Raw genomic sequence first — 15,833 nt, 5'->3', positions numbered from 1 at the left:
CCGGGCGCCCGCCGCGGGGTCACCCGCAGCGCAGGTCAAAGCAGACAGAAACGGACGTCGTCCAGAAACAGAGCTGCGGGCTGCTTGTTGGAATTTGCGGTAAGCCCGACCTGAAAGCGGTCCACCTGTTCCTGCACGGTGATTTCCGCATATTGCCTGACAATTTCCTGTGTCAGCATAGTGGTGCCGCGGGCATCGCTGACCACCTCGCCGTCCAGCATCACCAGCGAGTGCCCTTCAGCGCCTTTGCCAAGCGTGACCTGCCAGGTGATCTCATGCCAAGTGCCGGGCTGCAGCAGCCGCGGCACTGTGGAGAGGAACGGCTGTTGGATGCCGATCTTGGAGCGGTCCACCCGAAGCAGCCCCTTGCGCAGGTAAAGACGGATCCCTGGATTGGTGTCGAGCCCGCAGGAGGCGCATTCCAGATCCATCAGAATAACACTGTTGAGCGGTGTCTCCGGCGGGAAATACATCCGTGCCTGCATCGAGATCACAGTACCTGCCGGCAAGGGATCGAAGCGGTGCACATAATCGGCCTTGCCCACTTTGCCCCGTTTCTTGGGGCCTGCCACCAGATGCGCCACCTGATTGCCCGGCTGCAGCGGATCCTGCACCTGGGCTGCTTCGCCACGCTGCAGCTGTACAAAGGCAAAGCCGCCGTTCTTCTCTGCCGCTTCAAACACCCAGTGGCGGCTGTCCGGTGTGCAGGAACCGCTTTCGGCTGCCGCAGGCTGCGGAGCCGTTGCAGCCAGGGCAGCGAAAAGGAAAAGCCCCGGCAAAGGCGGGATGCACTTGAGCATGTTCATGGCGGACCTACTCTCAACTCAACACTGCAAATTGATATAGCGCCCGATCGGCGCCAGGCCCGGGAAATTGCAGCCGGCCGGGGAATGGAAGCAATAGACGGGAACACTCCATGCCAGACAGCCAGCCGCAGCGGATTGCCTTTGCCCTGCCGCATCTGAAGGCGGGCGGAATCGAGGTGGTCGTGCGCGCGCTGCTGACTCATCTGGACCGCAGCCGCTGGTCGCCGCTGCTGATCCTGAACCGCTGCGAAGGCGAACTGCTGCGGGATCTGCCGCAGGATGTCCTGGTGGCGGGCTGCGGCGGCAAGGGCCTGCTGCCGCGGGCCTGGGCGCTGGCACGGCTTCTGCGGCAGCACCGGGTAAAGCTTTTGTACAGCGGCACCAATGCGATGAACCTGTCGGCGGCACTGGCGGTTTCAATGATGCCCAGGCGGCAGCGGCCCAGGCTGGTGCTCTCGGAGCACACCACGGTTGAGAACTACCTGGCCAAGGCGCGCCGCCCGCGCCTGCGGCGGGGGCTGATCCGGCTGCTTTACCCGCGGGCGGACCGCTTGGCTGTGCCGCTGCAGGCAATTGGTGAAGGCTGGCTGAAAGCGCTGGCTCTGCCGGGACCGCCCCTGGCCTGCCTGCCCAATCCAGTCCTGGAAGACGCCGAGCTGGCAGAGTTGCAAGCGGACCCGCCGGAGCGGCTGCCGGGGCGGATCGCGGCTGCCGGGCGGCTGATAAAAGACAAGGGGCATGATGTACTGATCCGCGCCTTTGCGGAGGTTCTGGAAATGCATCCGCAGGCCGAACTGCTGATTTACGGCTCGGGACCCGAAAGAGCCGCCCTCGAGCAGCTTGCTTTGCGCCTGGGCGCAGCGGAGCGGGTGCGTCTGATGGGGTACTCCGGCAACCTGCTGCACGATTTTGCGCGGGCAGAGCTGGCAGTGCTGCCCTCCTTGCGGGAGGGGTTCGGCAATGTGGCGGTTGAGGCGCTGGCCGCAGGCACGCCGCTGATTGCCAGCCGCTGCCTGGGGCCGGAAGCAATCCTGCAGGGCGGCAGGCACGGGGTACTGGTGGAACCGGGCAATGTGCAAATGCTGGCCGCGGCGATCCGGCGCGCGCTCAGCCGCCCTGTAGACCCGCAGTTTCTGGAAGAGGCTAGGAAAGCCGCAGATCCTTACCTGGCGGCAACAGCGGTGCGGGCGTTTGAAAACCTTGCCAGCGGTTTGCTGGTGCCGGCTGCTGCGGCGCCGGAACCTGGGCGCAGCGCAACCGCGCGCGGCAGATGAACCTGGCTGAACTGCGGCCTGTTGCACTTCGGGGTGTTTACCCGGGCTCCAGCTCGGCAAAGCCGCCGCGGCGGACTTCCACCAGATCGCCGGGCAGCACCCGGGTTTCCAGCGCGGCTGGCAGGATTTCCTCGCCGGCACGGGTGTTGCGGCGGATGCGGTATTCAGCGGGCAGCAGCGGACCGGTGGCGGGCACCTCGCCCAGTGCCGCCGACAGCGCCCGGATCAGCTCGCGCGAGGCTTCGATTTCGGCCTCCTCGGCCCGGATGCTGACCATGACGCTGGACAGGCCGGAGGCAATCTCCTCGCGCCGGACCCGGTAGGCGTCTTCGATCGAGGCCAGCAGGCTCGTCTCGCTTTGGCGGGCGCGGGCCTCATAGCTGGCGGCCAGCATCATCTCGATGTTTTCGTCGTTGTAGATGGTGCGCAGCTGGCGCACCCGCTCGGTGCTGGTCAAGCCGCGGTCCAGCAGCCCTTCGAGATCAGCCAGCGCCTTGGCGCTGGTTTCGATCTGCTCGCGTAGGATCGCCTGCTGCCGGGCCAGCGCCTGGGCCTCCTGATCAGCAAGCTGCGCCTGGGCCTGAGCTGCGGCAGCACGCACCTGCGCCCGGTCCTGGCGGCTGCGCAGGATTTCCAGCTGTTCGGCCATCAGCTGATCGGCCTCCGGCCCGGCCAGCGCCGAAAACTGCGCATCCGGAGCAATCTCCACTGCGCCCGAGGATTCCGCCAGCAGGCGCAGCCGCCGGGAATGCAGCTCCACCAGGGTGGAGCGGCGCACGGTGATCCGGGCCTGTTCATCGGCGATGCGGATGTCCAGCTGGCTGGACACGCTTTCGCTTTCGCGCGGATAGAGGCCGCCGGAAACTGCCAGGATGCGCCCGACGGTCAGCCCGTCGCGGAAGGCAATCTCGCCCGGGATCACCACATCGCCCAGCGCATAGACCGGACGCCAGGAAGACACGCTGACCGCCACCGAGGCCGGCAGGCCGGTGCGCTCGGTCAGCTGCTGTTCCAGCCAGAGCTCCAGTTCGGCCGCGGTCAGGCCCTCGGCACGGACTTCACCAGCCAGATGCAGCGAAACATGGCCGTCCTGGCGCAGCTTGTAGGTCCGGCTCAGGTCGTCGCGGTTCAGCACCGAAACACTGATTTCATCGCCCGGTCCCAGCAGCAGTTCCGCTGCAAAAACCGGAACGGGCACCATGCATAAAAGGGCCGCCAGCCCCGCAGCCTTGCGTGCCAAGTGCTTAACCCTGTTTCTCCCCCAGGTCATGGTCTTTCCCCTTCACCGCCGGTCAGCTGACATAGGCCGACCGCTTGCGCGTGCGCAGCTGTTTCAGTTTGCGCGCCCTGGCCCCGACCGGGCGCAGCAGCTCCTGCGCGGTCAGCAGCAGATCGGCATAGCCGTAGCGGCGGCAGATGCGCAGCCGCTGGAAGCTTTCGAAGTCATCTGCCAGCCGGTCCAGGAACGGTGTCGAGCGCAGCATGTTGGTATAGTGCAGGCCGCGGGCCGCCGCGGTCTCGATACAAGTCGCGGCCATGATCCGCCCGGGCGAGATCTTGCGGAAGCTTTCATCAAAATCGAGGATCAGCCCGTAAGAGGTATCCCCCGCCTCCAGGCAAATGCAGCTGGCGGCCTCGCGGCCGTCGATCACCAGCAGATGCACAGCCATGGTGCCGCTGGCCGACATGTTCCGCCACAGCGCCTGAAAGAACCGGCGGGTGCCGGTGTCAGTACCGATGTCGGTCCCCATGCGCGCCTTCCAGGTGCGGGCGGAAACGGTCAGCGCACCGTCAAGAATGCGATCCGCCGCCGGCCCCGGTTTGGTGGCGGTCAGCAACTGAAATTCGGTCTTGGCCAGCGCACGGCGGCCGGAGCGCAGGGATTTGCGGAAATCACGGCTGCGGCGGGACAGGCAGGCCTCCCAGCCATCGTCATGGCGGCAGACCCCGGCGCGGATCTCACCGCGCTGGCGGTTGCGGAGGCGCCCCTGAGCGGTAGCGGCGCGGATCCGGCCATAGGCACCCGCCACCCGCATCGGGGTTAGATCCGCCACGTCCCAGTCGCGGGCCGCAAGAAGGTTTTCCATCAGCCCGGCGGCCTCCCGGCCATGCCCCGGAGCTGCGAGCACGTCATGAAACCCGGCCCGGTCGCTGCACAGCATCGAAAGCCTGCGCAGCCGGGGACCGCCTTTCCACAAAGGAGCCCGGTTTACACCCAGCGGAAGCGCCGCCACCAGCTGGCCGTCACGCCAGGCGCAACCGATCCGCGGCCGGGCGCCATTGCCGAAACCCGCAATCCACGCCAGGATCCAGCCCATTGAGGAAAACGGCCCGCCGCCGGAGGCGCGGTGCAGCTCTGCCCAGGCAGGCCGCAGCGCTTCCAGCGCTCCGGGATCCGTTACAATTTCCATTTTTGCAGCCACAACACCCGCCGCACACCTATACACACCTCTTTGCAACCTAGATGGCAATTGCGCCTTGTCCACGCAGGCGCTGCAGAAAGTGAACGCCAGCCGGGTTCCGGCGGCCCGGCGCAAGGGGGGAAGCGCGGACTGAAAGCCGCCCCGGCAGAAACTTGCAGGATCGGTCCAGGCCGCTGAGCGGAGAAAGGATCAGCATTTGCGCAGGGCGGCAAAATGCCGAGCCGGGCACCCGGTTCCGGCAGGGCAGCGCCGGAATTTGCCGCTTGGCTCCAAAGGGATAGCAGCAGGCCAGTGCAGGTTCTAGCTCTAGGCCACGGCACACGGAACACCGTGGCCGCAGGAAGAAACAAACACATGAACGGAGTGTCTCACATGAAAAAATTCGCGCTGACCGCCGCCGCTTTTGCTGCTCTGGCCGCCTCGCCGCTGGCCGCGATGGAATCCATCACCGAAGCCGACGCTGACGGCAACGGCACCTATTCGCTCGAAGAACTGCAGGCCGCGTTCCCGGATCTGACCGCAGAAACCTTTGCCACCATCGACGCCAATGCCGATGGCGAAGCGGACCTGGCCGAGGTTCAGGCAGCGGCGGAAGCCGGCCTTCTGGCAACGGCCGGCTGATACCGCGGCAAGGCGGCTCCCCCCGAACACCGGGCCGCCTTGCCACCTTTTGTCCCGCCCGATGTTAAATGGTTCCAGGCCCTGCTTGCGCGGGGCCTTTTTCCGTCAGGTTCTCCATTCAGGTGCGGTCTGCCGGGCGCTTGCCTGTCCAGGGCCCTGGCAAAAGCGGAGCGAAGTTGAGGAAGCTCAAGGTCCGCTGGCGGCCAAAGCCGCATAACAATGCGCATGACGACACTTGAACCGGTGCCGGGCTGTTCGCAGCAGCTCCGCACGGCGGAGACGAACATGAGCGCGCGCAAGAATTATGATGGCCCTGCTTTTCTGTCCTTCGGCTTCAGGCCGTTTTTTCTGGCGGCTTGCCTCTGTGCCCTGCTGGCGGTTCCTGTCTGGATGCTGATCTGGCTGGGAGAGCTGGAATTCAACGGGCCGTTCCTGGCCTCAGACTGGCATAGCCACGAGATGATCTTTGGCTACGGCGCTGCGGTTGTTGCCGGTTTCCTGTTCACCGCGGTGCCGAACTGGACCGGGCGGATGCCTGCGCGCGGCTGGCCGCTGGCAGCGCTGCTGGGCCTGTGGCTGCTGGGGCGGCTCGCCCTGGCAGGCTGGCTGCGGCTGCCGCCGCTTGGTGTGATGGCGGTGGATTGCAGTTTTCTGGCCGCGGTTGCGGTGATGATCGCGCGCGAAATCATCGCCGGCGAAAACTGGCGCAACCTCAAGGTTCTGGTGCCGGTCGTGCTGCTGGGGCTGGCCAATGCCCTGTTTCATATCGAAGCCATGACCGAGGGCGTTGCGGATGTGTCGCGGCGCCTGGGTCTTGCGGTGCTGATCTTTCTGATCATGCTGATCGGCGGGCGGATCGTGCCAAGCTTCACCCGTAACTGGCTGGCGAAACAGGCGGTTTCGCGGATGCCTGTGCCCTTTGGCCGGTTTGATGCCGCCTGCCTGGCAGCTGGTGCAGCGGCGCTGCTGGCCTGGGTGCTGGCCCCGTGGGCGGCCGTTACTGGGGCACTGCTGCTGGCGGCCGGACTGCTGCATACCCTGCGCCTGTCCCGCTGGCGCGGGCTGGCTGCCATGAGCGACCCGCTCCTGTTCATGCTGCACGCGGCCTATGCGATGGTGCCCGCCGGCTTGCTGGCTGCCGGTGCCGTGCCGTTCGGCCTGCTGGAGCCGGCGGCTGCCGTGCATCTTTTGGGCATCGGTGCAATCGGCGGCATGACTTTGGCAGTTATGATGCGCGCTGCCATGGGGCACAGCGGAAGGGCGCTGGCGGCGGGCCCGGTCCTGACGGCGGCCTTTGCGCTGGTGCTGGGCGCTGCCGGGCTGCGCGCTGCAGGAACCGGGCTTCTGGCAGCAGGCTGGGACGGGATCACCCTGTCAGCCGTGTTTTGGACCGCTGGCTTTGCGCTGATGGCGTTGCGGACCGGCCCCTGGCTGGTCACCCGGCGGCTGGGGCCCAAGCGGGCGTCCGGCGCGCCGGATGCGGCAGCCAAATCCGGTCCAGGCACACCCCCCGCCGCATAATCGAAATCTTAACGGCCTTCTCAGATTATGCCATTCGAGTTATGGAGACATTGTGAGGTAAGAGGAGGTCCCGGATGCAGTGGAAAGCTGCTGCTGCCGCATTTGCGGCACTGCTGCTGTGGACTGTCCAGAGTCTGGCGCAACCCGCCGGGCTTGAGGACTTCCGCCGCCCGGAGACCATTCCGTTCCCGCCGTCTGCGCCATACAGCCGGGAAATTGCCACCCTGGGCAAAATGCTGTTCTTTGATCCGCGGCTGTCGGGCGGACAGAACATCAGCTGTTCCAGCTGCCATAATCCCTCTTTCGGCTGGGAAACCCCGGTGCCCAAGGCTATCGGCGCTGCCAATACGCCGGTGCTCCGCCATGCGCCAACGATCCTGAATGCCGCCTGGATCACGCCGCTGTTCTGGGACGGGCGCGCAAACAGCCTGGAGGAACAGGCGATCGGGCCGATCACCGCGCCGGACGAGATGAACGCAACCTTTGACGGCATCGTGGCGCGGCTGTCAGCGGTCAGCGACTACAAGGCCTGGTTTGAGCGGCTTTTTCCCGGCCGCGGCATCCGCAAAGAAACCATTCTGACGGCGCTGGCCACCTATCAGCGCACTATTGTCAGCGGCGTGGCCAGCTTTGACCGCTGGGTGGAGGGCGATGCCGGTGCCGTGCCGGAGGCGGCCAAGCGCGGCTTTGCTCTGTTCACCGGCAAGGCGAATTGCGCCTCGTGCCACTCCGGCTGGATGTTCACCGATAATCAGCTGCATGACATTGGCTTGCAGTCCAGCGATCCCGGCCACGGCGGGGCAGCGGCGCAGGCTCCAGAGGGCACTTTGCGCTTCAAGACCCCGGGGCTGCGCAATATCGCACTGCGCGCGCCCTACATGCACAACGGTTCGCAGCCCTCGCTGCGCGCCGTGATCCGCCACTATGCCAACGGCGGCGCCCGCACCGGACGGCAGGCGGAAATCACAGGTTTCGCTGTCAGCGCAGAGGAGATAACTGACCTGATCGCCTTTCTTGAGACGCTGACGGACAATGAAACCAATGTGCCAACCCCTATTCTGCCGGCCAACTGATGCCCCCGGCTGAAAGCTGCTCCTTATGAATATCAAACGGTCCATTGTCCTGCCGGTTCTTGTCATCGCAATGGCGGCGCTGTTTGCTGCGCTGCTGGTGGGCAGCATGGCGATGTATGCCTCCAGCCGCAAAGACGCGGTGCTTGAGGCCTCGCTGGAGGTCACCCGCCGCGCCAGCAGCGTCGGGTCCGGCATCATTGCAGCCGAGAACTATGCCCAGGAGGTGATCGCCATGACCCGGCTGATCCCTCAGGACGAAGTGGCCAGCCGTTTTCAGGCCCATCTGAACGATATCAATCGCGATCTCAGCGCCCTGCTGGCGCTGCCGCTGCCGGCGCCCCTGCGCCGGGAAGCCGAAGCGCTGAACGATGCCCTGGCGGAATGGTGCGCAATGGCAGTAGTGCTGCTGGGGGTCAAATCCGCTCCAGAAATTCCCACGCCCAGCGCCCTGGTCATGAGCAGCGAAGCGGTCACCAAACAAGCCGGCATGGTCAGTGCACTGGCCGCGGTGCATGCGGAACAGGCAGTGGCTGCGGCGAACCAGACGCTGTCGCGGATTTTTGTGCTGGGGCTGACAGGCACGGCGCTGATCATGGCGGCGGCGCTGATCTTTGCCATGCGCAAAGCTCATGCGATTTCGGCAGCGATGCAGGCCGCAGCCTCCAAACTGCGGCGGCTGGCCAGCGAAGAGCAGGACGGCGCTGCCCAGGACGGCGGCGAGATTGCCGCGGTGTTTGCCGCACTCGACACCCTGCAGTCCAGCCTCCGGGAGAAGAAGCGCATTGCCGAGCGGCTGCAGCAGGAAAAGACCCGGGCCGAAGCCGCGACGGAAACCAAATCCCGCTTCCTGGCCACCATGAGCCATGAAATCCGCACCCCGATCAACGGGGTGCTGGGAATGGCGGAAGTGCTGAATGAAACCGATCTGACGCCTGAACAGCAGTCCTGCACTGGCACCATCCTGGCCTCCTCCGAGGCGCTGCTGCGGATCGTCAACGACATTCTCGACTTCTCCAAGCTGGAAGCCGGGAAGGCACAAATGCTGGAACAGCCCTTCAACCTGCGCGACGTGATCTATGATGTCGCGACGCTGATGTCGCCCAGTGCGACTGCCAAAGGGGTGGAGATCTGCATCGATATCCCGGAATCCACTCCAGCCATTTTTACCGGCGACAGCGGCCGGGTGCGGCAGATCCTGATGAACCTGGTGGGCAATGCCGTCAAGTTCACACTGAAGGGCCATGTCAGCATCACCCTGAATTATGATGCCAGCCATGAAATTCCGCTGTGCGTTGACGTGCGAGACACCGGTGTCGGCATCCCCGCAGACGCCATCGGCCAGATTTTTCACGCCTTTGAGCAAGTGGAGAGCAGCACCGCACGGCGCTTTGAGGGCACCGGGCTGGGACTGGCAATCTCTGCCCGGCTGGCTGAGGCCATGGGCGGAAGGATCGATGTCGAATCCGAGCCGGGTACAGGTTCCTGCTTTACGGTCTGCCTAACCCTTCCGGTGGCCGCACAGCCCGCGCCTGCAACCCGGCCGATGGCTGGCAAGCGGGTGGCGGTGGCCGCGGATCTGGCGTTTTCCCGCGATGTGCGGCTGCGCCAGCTGGCCTACTGGGGCGCAGAAACTTCAGCCGCGGCCAGCCCGGCGGAATTGCTGGAGCAGTTGGAGGAGATGGCCGCAGCCGGGCAGCCGCCGGACCTTGTGCTGGTGGAGAACACCCTGCCGCCGCAGCAGGCCGGCGATCTGTGCCGCTGCATCCGCAGCCTGGCCGGATGCCAGGGCCTGCCCGTGGCGTTCTGCGCCGGAAGCCAGGCGATCTCTGGCTACCAGATGCTGAAGGACCAGGAGGCTGTGCAGGTGCTGATGAAACCCGCCCGCAACCGGGTGCTGTTGCGCACGCTGCAGGACATGCTGCGCCCTGCGCCCGAGGCGGCGGTGCCCGCTGCGGACGCGCCCGGCACAGAACAGGTATCGGCGGGCTTTGACCATTTGCGGCTTCTGGTGGCCGAGGACAACCGCACCAACCAATTGGTGCTGAAGAAGATGCTGGCGCCCTCGGGAATCCGGATAACCATGTGCAGCAATGGCCAGGAAGCGGTGGACGCCTTTGCCGCGCAGCCTTTCGACCTGGTACTGATGGATATGTCGATGCCGGTGATGGACGGGTTGGAGGCAACCCGGCGGCTGCGCGCCTGGGAGCAGGAGACCGGCCGCGCCCCCTGCCCGATCCTTGCGCTGACAGCCAATGTGCTGAGCACAGATGAAGCCGCCTGCCGTGCTGCGGGGATGGTCGGTTTCCTGTCCAAACCAGTCCGCAAGCAGCAACTGCTGGAACAGATTGCTAAGTGGACCGGCAGCGGCCTTCCGGTCAGCGCTGCGGCACACGCCCGCCGGGCCTGACCCGCAGCGGCCAGGCTGCTTACCTGGCGCACCGATCACAAATTGACACAATTCGACACAAAAACGTGATATACTGGCTGAGTGCCTGAGTCCCGGCAGGATTGCATTTCCGGGAAGCTGCAGGCGTTTGCCCAGCGCTGGCCGCAGAGGGGACCTGCGGGCCGCGCGCAACGGCATTTTCGGTGAAAGTAATGAGTGATTGGGGGATCACATGTCCAATTTGCAGATCGGGGCCGCGCGCCCCGCCGATGGCTATTCCACAAACCCTGACAATCCAGACTGGGGCGCAACCGGTACCGGGCTGCTGAATCTGGCCCCCAGCGATCTGGGACCTGATGGCGAAATGTCCGGCGCGGACCGGCCCGGCGCCAGGGAAATCTCCAATATTCTTTCGGTGCAGCACGGCACGACCCACAACAGCGAATGCGCCTCTGATTTTCTGTGGATCTGGGGGCAGTTCCTGGATCATGACCTGTCGCTGACCAGTGCCGGAGCCTATACCAGCGCCGATATACCGGTGCCGGCGGGAGATCCGTATTTCGACCCCTATGGCACCGGCGAAGCGGTCATCCCTTTTACCCGGGTGGACCAGCAGGACGGCAAATACATCAACGAGATCACCGCTTATATCGATGCATCTATGATCTATGGCTCGGATGAAGAGACGGTCTCTGCCATGCGGGACGAGGGCGGCAAGCTGAAGCTGACCGAGGACGGCCATCTGTACCGGGACGGCGACGGGTTCCTGACCGGCGATGTGCGGGCCGCCGAAAATGTGGCGCTGTCTTCAATGCATACGATCTTCACCCGCGAGCACAACCGGCTGGTTGACGAGCTGGCAGAACGTGACCCCTATCTGACCGATGATCAGCTGTTCGAGGCGGCCCGTGCCCGGGTCGAGGCGCTGGTGCAGGCGGTCACCTACAAGGAGTTCCTGCCCTATCTGGTCTGCGACAGCGCAATGAGCGAATACCAGGGTTATGATGCAACGGTGAACCCAGGCATCGCGATCGAGTTCTCCACCGTGGTGTTCCGGCTGGGGCATACGCTCTTGTCGGCAAATCTGCAGCGGGTCGGCGAGGATGGCACCCGCTATGATCCGCTGGCACTGCGGGACGCGTTCTTCCAGCCGGAGCTGATGAAACAGGACAGCATGATCGAAGATATCATCCGCGGTGCCGCCTCGCAGACCGCCGAGGCGATCGACACCAAGGTGGTGGAAGACGTGCGCTCTTTCCTGTTCGGCCCGCCCGGTGCCGGCGGGTTTGACCTGGCGGCGCTGAATATCCAGCGCGGCCGAGATCTGGGCGTTGCCAGCTACAACGATCTGCGCGAGGCGCTGGGACTGGCCCGGGCTGACAGCTTTGACGATATCACTTCGGACGCGGGTCTTGCCGCCAAATTGGAAGAGGCCTATGGCACCCCCGACAAGGTGGATGCCTGGATCGGCGGCCTGGCCGAAGACGCCTACGGCCACGGCATGCTGGGCGAGACCTTTACCACGGTCATGGTGGATCAATTCACCCGGCTGCGTGATGGCGACCCCTTCTGGAGCGAGGGGCGCGACGGCATCCCGGCACGGGAAATGCAGAAACTCTGGGACACGAAACTGTCCGACATCATCCTGCGCAATACCGAAATTGAGCTGATCCAAAAGGATATCTTCGGAGGCATGGACCGGATCATCGGCACTCAGGACAATGATGTTCTGCAGGGCGGCGCCCTGCGTGACTTCCTGCATGGCCGCGACGGCAATGACACACTGATTGGATACGGCGCCTGCGACGACCTGCAAGGCGGCCGCGGCAATGACAATCTGAACGGCAACGGCGGCGCCGACTGTCTGGATGGCGGCGGCGGCCACGACTACCTGCGCGGCGGGTATGGCAACGACATTCTTCTGGGCGGCGGCAACAGGGACCAGCTGCGCGGCAACGAAGGTAATGACATGCTGGACGGCGGCCGCGGCTATGACAGGCTGAACGGCGGCAAGGGCAATGACACCCTGGACGGCGGCAAACACGATGACACGCTGAACGGCGGCAAGGGCGACGACCTGCTGACAGGCGGCGCCGGCAGCGATTGCTTTGTATTCAGAAGCGCACAGCACGGCAACGACACGATCACCGACTTCGAACTCGGGCTGGATTGGATCAAGGTAATGGGCACCCCCAAACGGCTGCTTCAAGTCACCGAAATTGATGGGCAGCTGCAGGTGTCCGACGGCGCTGGATGGTCGGTTGTGCTGGAAAACGTGACCATGAAGGAATGGCAGGACTCCGGCGACAGCCTGTTCTGACGCCGGCTGTGGAGCCGCATTGCTCAGCGGTGCCCCTCCCCGCCTCCGCATCAGGAACATGCAGCCTCCGATCGGAAACTTCTGTCCTGCCCGGAACTGGCGATGTCGTAACTCCGCCATACGCTGACGGAATCCGGTGTCTGCCACCGCGCCGCCGGCCCCTAGAATGCCCGATCAGATTTCCGTGAGGCAGCAAAGCCTGCGCGGAAGGCGACAGGCATCGGGGAGGACGCGCCGCCATGAAAGACAAGACAACCACCACCGAACAGGCAATGGCGCTGATCCGGGACGGGGATGTCGTGACCACCACCGGATTTGTGCAAAGCTGCATTCCGGAACTGCTGCACGCGGCACTGGAGAAACGTTTCCTTGAGGAAGGCGCTCCGCGCGATCTGACCCTGATCATGTGCGCAGGTGCAGGCGACAGCAAAGGCCTGGGCACCGGGCGGCTGCACCACGACGGCCTGCTGCGCCGGGTGATCGCAGGCAATTTCGGCCGTATGCCCAAAGTGGCGCAGGCAGCGCAGGAGGAAAAAATCTGCGGCTACAACCTGCCCCAGGGGGTGATCTCGCAGCTTTACCGCGCCTGTGCCGCGGGCCAGCCCGGCCTGTTCTCCAAGGTCGGCCTGCACACCTATGTCGACCCGCGCCACGGCGGCGGCAAGGTCAACAAGAAAACCCAGGAGGACATCGTCCGCTTCCACGAGGTCGAGGGCGAGGAATGGCTGTTCTACAAGGCCACCAAGATCGACGTCGCGCTGATCCGCGGCACCAGTGCCGACCGCTCGGGCAACATCAGCATGGAGCGCGAGGCGCTGACGCTGGACTGCCTGGCCCAGGCGATGGCGGCCCATAACAACGGCGGCATTGTCATTGCCCAGGTTGAGCGCATCGTCGAAGACGGTTCGATCAAACCCAAGGACGTGAAAATCCCCGGTCTGCTGGTGGACTGTGTCTGCGTTGCTGACGACCCGGACATGCACCGGATGAACTACGGCGTGCAGCACAATCCGGCGCTCTCCGGTGAAATCCGGGTGCCGGTTGAGGGCATCGCCAAGATGCCGCTGGACCAGCGCAAAATCATCGCCCGCCGCGCAGCCTTTGAACTGCCGCCCAATGGCGCTGTGAACCTCGGCGTCGGCGCCCCGGACGGCGTCGCTGCCGTGGCCAACGAGGAGAAGGCCACCCCGTACATCACCCTCACCACCGAGGCCGGCGCCGTTGGCGGCGTTCTGGCGGGCGGCTCCAGCTTTGGCTCCTCCGCCAATGCCGATGCGGTGATCGACCAGAACCAGATGTTCGACTTCTACGACGGCGGCGGCCTCGACCTCACCTGCCTCGGGATGGCGGAATGCGATGCCGAAGGCAGCGTCAACGCCTCCCGCTTCGGCGGCCGCTTGAACGGCTGCGGCGGTTTCATCAATATTTCGCAGAACTCCCGCGCCGTGGTCTTTGCCGGCACCTTCACCGCAGGCGGACTGAAGGTTGCTGTCGAAGACGGCCAGCTGCGCATTGTGCAGGAGGGCCGCAACAAGAAATTTGTGCGCCTGATCGAACAGATCACTTTCTCGGGGCCTTATGCCTCCAAACGCTCGCAGCCGGTGCTTTATGTGACCGAGCGCTGCGTGCTGCAGCTGACCCCCAAAGGTTTGGAGCTGATCGAGATTGCCCCGGGCATCGACCTGCAGCGCGATATCCTCGACCAGATGGAGTTCAAGCCGATCATCGAAAATGTCACCCAGATGGACCCGCGCATCTTCCGCGACGAACCGATGGGGCTGCTTGATGACCTGCTGAACCTGAACCTGTCGGAACGCGTCACCTATGACGCCGCCCGCCATACCATGTTCCTCAACCTGGAAGGCTGGAGCGTCAAGAAGAAGCGCGACATCGAGGATCTGACCCGGGTGCTGAAGGAGGCCTTTGCCAGGAGCGGCACAGGCGTGAACACGGTGGTGAACCAGAACGGCTTCCGCATCGCCGAGGATCTGCAGGATGACTACGCGGCCACCGCCGGGCATCTCCTGGAGGCCAGCAGCGAGTCGATTGCCCATTACACCACCAGCGCCTTCATGCGTCTGAAGATGCAGGGCGAGCTTGCCAGCCGCAGCGTCCAGCCGCATATCTTCGAAAGCGGCGAAGAGGCGCATCAGGCGATCTGGGGCTCTTAATACCCGGGCCGGCGGCGCTGCTCTTCCAGCCGCTGCCGGATCATGTTTTCACCTGCCCCGGCCTGTCCCAACAGGCTGGGGCAGGCTGTTTTCAGGGCTGCCCCGCGCCCAGAAATTCCAGCTGCGATCACCGTGCAACTCTTTAAATTCATTTCTATTTCCTGCCATTTCAGCTGGAGGCCTGCCACAGCGGAACATCGATAAAACCAGGATTCCCGGAGGGTTGGAAAAAGAACTGCACTTTTTTTCAAAAACCCTCTTGCACCCCCCCGCAACAAACTTTAGACAGCGCCTCACCGATGGGGTGTAGCCAAGTGGTAAGGCAGCGGTTTTTGGTACCGTGTACCGTAGGTTCGAATCCTACCACCCCAGCCATCGGCCTCCTGACATAGCAAAACAAGAAGCTTGGACGCCTCAGAGGCTCCAAAGCGCCCCGATTTATGCTCCAGTTGGATTGAGCGATTTCGGCACCGTCTGAGCGGGTCGGCGGGCTGGCTGCCCATCCATGCAGATCCAAAGGTGATGCTCCTAATCCTGGCGGCCCGAGTGACGCCACCATCGGGTCTCCACCGACACCACTCGTCAGCGGGCCGATAGCGGCAGGCTGGCATGTTGATACCGGAATTTTAGGTGAGCGGATCACTGGCGGGCCAGCATTTCGGAAGAGCTGTTTGCTTGCGTGAATGCCGTTTTGGATGCGCAATTTTCGGTAGATTTTTTGAGATTAAGCACCCTCAAAAGGAAACAGCGGTAGGCAATTTTTAAGGGGTTTTCCCGACATTCACGTAGAAAGTTTTTTGTGAGTGAGGCAAGGTTATGGGTGCGAAAGAAATCTCCGAAACTCCGGAGTCTCTGAAGGCGGGTGCGGATCTGCAAGGCGTTGTGGACGCTATCAACCGTGTTCAGGCTGTCATTGAGTTTGAGCTGGATGGGACGATCCTGACAGCCAACGAGAACTTCCTCTCGACCGTTGGCTATTCACTGGACGAAATCCGCGGCCAGCATCATCGGATGTTCTGCGATCCCTCTTACGCTGCATCGGATGAATACCGGGATTTCTGGATGCAGCTGGCGATGGGCGAATTCTCGGCCGGGGAATACAAACGCTTTGGCAAGCGCGGCGAGGAAATCTGGATCAACGCCTCGTATAACCCGATCTTTGATGCCGATGGCAAACCGGTGAAAGTGGTGAAGTTCGCCACCAACATCACTGAGGAAAAACGCCGCACGGCGGAGCA

General features: G+C 63.9%; 12 protein-coding genes and 1 tRNA gene. 9 read left to right on the top strand and 4 right to left on the bottom strand.

Annotated elements, in window-relative coordinates; translation table 11 throughout:
- Positions 1 to 35 precede the first annotated feature (35 nt).
- Positions 36 to 806, bottom strand: coding sequence for a heparin lyase I family protein (locus RA20_RS16830; protein ID WP_039131302.1), 771 nt, complete (start codon positions 804 to 806; stop codon positions 36 to 38).
- A 110-nt stretch (positions 807 to 916) separates the two neighbouring features.
- On the opposite strand from RA20_RS16830, the gene RA20_RS24730 reads away from it, so the two are divergent.
- Positions 917 to 2,080 carry a glycosyltransferase gene (locus tag RA20_RS24730; protein ID WP_052249039.1) on the top strand — a complete coding sequence of 388 codons (1,164 nt, stop codon included), beginning with the start codon at positions 917 to 919 and terminating at the stop codon, positions 2,078 to 2,080.
- Positions 2,081 to 2,117: 37 nt separating this feature from the next.
- Here the strand turns inward: RA20_RS24730 and RA20_RS16820 are convergent, their stop codons facing one another.
- Both RA20_RS16820 and RA20_RS16815 read right to left on the bottom strand, forming a co-directional pair.
- Positions 2,118 to 3,350, bottom strand: a complete 1,233-nt coding sequence (locus RA20_RS16820) for a polysaccharide biosynthesis/export family protein (protein ID WP_082018039.1) — start codon at positions 3,348 to 3,350, stop codon at positions 2,118 to 2,120.
- 22 nt (positions 3,351 to 3,372) lie between these two features.
- Entirely contained in the window at positions 3,373 to 4,491 is a 1,119-nt protein-coding gene (locus RA20_RS16815) for a GNAT family N-acetyltransferase (protein ID WP_039131299.1), read from the bottom strand.
- Positions 4,492 to 4,875: 384 nt separating this feature from the next.
- Here RA20_RS16815 and RA20_RS16810 point away from each other — a divergent pair, with 384 nt between their 5' ends.
- The 6 genes from RA20_RS16810 to RA20_RS16785 all read left to right on the top strand — a co-directional run bounded on the left by RA20_RS16810 (position 4,876) and on the right by RA20_RS16785 (position 14,595).
- Positions 4,876 to 5,124, top strand: a complete 249-nt coding sequence (locus RA20_RS16810) for a calcium-binding protein (protein WP_039131296.1) — start codon at positions 4,876 to 4,878, stop codon at positions 5,122 to 5,124.
- Between the two features lie 285 nt (positions 5,125 to 5,409).
- Entirely contained in the window at positions 5,410 to 6,645 is a 1,236-nt protein-coding gene (locus tag RA20_RS16805) for an NnrS family protein (protein ID WP_039131366.1), read from the top strand.
- A gap of 74 nt (positions 6,646 to 6,719) precedes the next feature.
- Positions 6,720 to 7,718, top strand: coding sequence for a cytochrome-c peroxidase (locus RA20_RS16800; RefSeq protein ID WP_039131293.1), 999 nt, complete (start codon positions 6,720 to 6,722; stop codon positions 7,716 to 7,718).
- Between the two features lie 25 nt (positions 7,719 to 7,743).
- Positions 7,744 to 10,125: a response regulator gene (locus RA20_RS16795; RefSeq protein ID WP_039131291.1), complete on the top strand. Its 2,382-nt coding sequence runs from the start codon at positions 7,744 to 7,746 to the stop codon at positions 10,123 to 10,125.
- A 211-nt stretch (positions 10,126 to 10,336) separates the two neighbouring features.
- On the top strand, positions 10,337 to 12,424 hold the full coding sequence (locus tag RA20_RS16790; RefSeq protein WP_039131289.1) for a peroxidase family protein: 2,088 nt from the start codon (positions 10,337 to 10,339) through the stop codon (positions 12,422 to 12,424).
- Positions 12,425 to 12,663: 239 nt separating this feature from the next.
- Entirely contained in the window at positions 12,664 to 14,595 is a 1,932-nt protein-coding gene (locus RA20_RS16785; protein WP_039131286.1) for an acyl CoA:acetate/3-ketoacid CoA transferase, read from the top strand.
- Here the strand turns inward: RA20_RS16785 and RA20_RS25440 are convergent.
- Entirely contained in the window at positions 14,592 to 14,846 is a 255-nt protein-coding gene (locus RA20_RS25440; RefSeq protein WP_152618532.1) for a hypothetical protein, read from the bottom strand. The genes RA20_RS16785 and RA20_RS25440 overlap by 4 nt on opposite strands.
- A 49-nt stretch (positions 14,847 to 14,895) precedes the next feature.
- On the opposite strand from RA20_RS25440, the gene RA20_RS16780 reads away from it, so the two are divergent.
- Positions 14,896 to 14,970 (top strand) — tRNA-Gln (locus tag RA20_RS16780).
- Between the two features lie 441 nt (positions 14,971 to 15,411).
- Positions 15,412 to 15,833, top strand: a 422-nt coding sequence (locus tag RA20_RS16775; RefSeq protein WP_039131284.1) for a PAS domain-containing protein, incomplete at its 3' end; no start/stop codon positions are given.

The sequence above is a fragment of the Leisingera sp. ANG-Vp genome, from assembly GCF_000813725.1.
Taxonomy (GTDB): domain Bacteria; phylum Pseudomonadota; class Alphaproteobacteria; order Rhodobacterales; family Rhodobacteraceae; genus Leisingera.
The sequence above is the reverse complement of the archived record's forward strand: the minus strand, read 5'-3'. Positions and strand labels throughout refer to the sequence as shown.

Coding starts and splice junctions, on each gene's coding strand:
- RA20_RS16815 (WP_039131299.1), bottom strand. CDS start 4,491: ATGGAAATTGTAACGGATCCCGGAGCGCTGGAAGCGCTGCGGCCTGCC.
- RA20_RS24730 (WP_052249039.1), top strand. CDS start 917: ATGCCAGACAGCCAGCCGCAGCGGATTGCCTTTGCCCTGCCGCATCTG.
- RA20_RS16785 (WP_039131286.1), top strand. CDS start 12,664: ATGAAAGACAAGACAACCACCACCGAACAGGCAATGGCGCTGATCCGG.
- RA20_RS16820 (WP_082018039.1), bottom strand. CDS start 3,350: ATGACCTGGGGGAGAAACAGGGTTAAGCACTTGGCACGCAAGGCTGCG.
- RA20_RS16800 (WP_039131293.1), top strand. CDS start 6,720: ATGCAGTGGAAAGCTGCTGCTGCCGCATTTGCGGCACTGCTGCTGTGG.
- RA20_RS16810 (WP_039131296.1), top strand. CDS start 4,876: ATGAAAAAATTCGCGCTGACCGCCGCCGCTTTTGCTGCTCTGGCCGCC.
- RA20_RS16805 (WP_039131366.1), top strand. CDS start 5,410: ATGAGCGCGCGCAAGAATTATGATGGCCCTGCTTTTCTGTCCTTCGGC.
- RA20_RS16795 (WP_039131291.1), top strand. CDS start 7,744: ATGAATATCAAACGGTCCATTGTCCTGCCGGTTCTTGTCATCGCAATG.
- RA20_RS16830 (WP_039131302.1), bottom strand. CDS start 806: ATGAACATGCTCAAGTGCATCCCGCCTTTGCCGGGGCTTTTCCTTTTC.
- RA20_RS16790 (WP_039131289.1), top strand. CDS start 10,337: ATGTCCAATTTGCAGATCGGGGCCGCGCGCCCCGCCGATGGCTATTCC.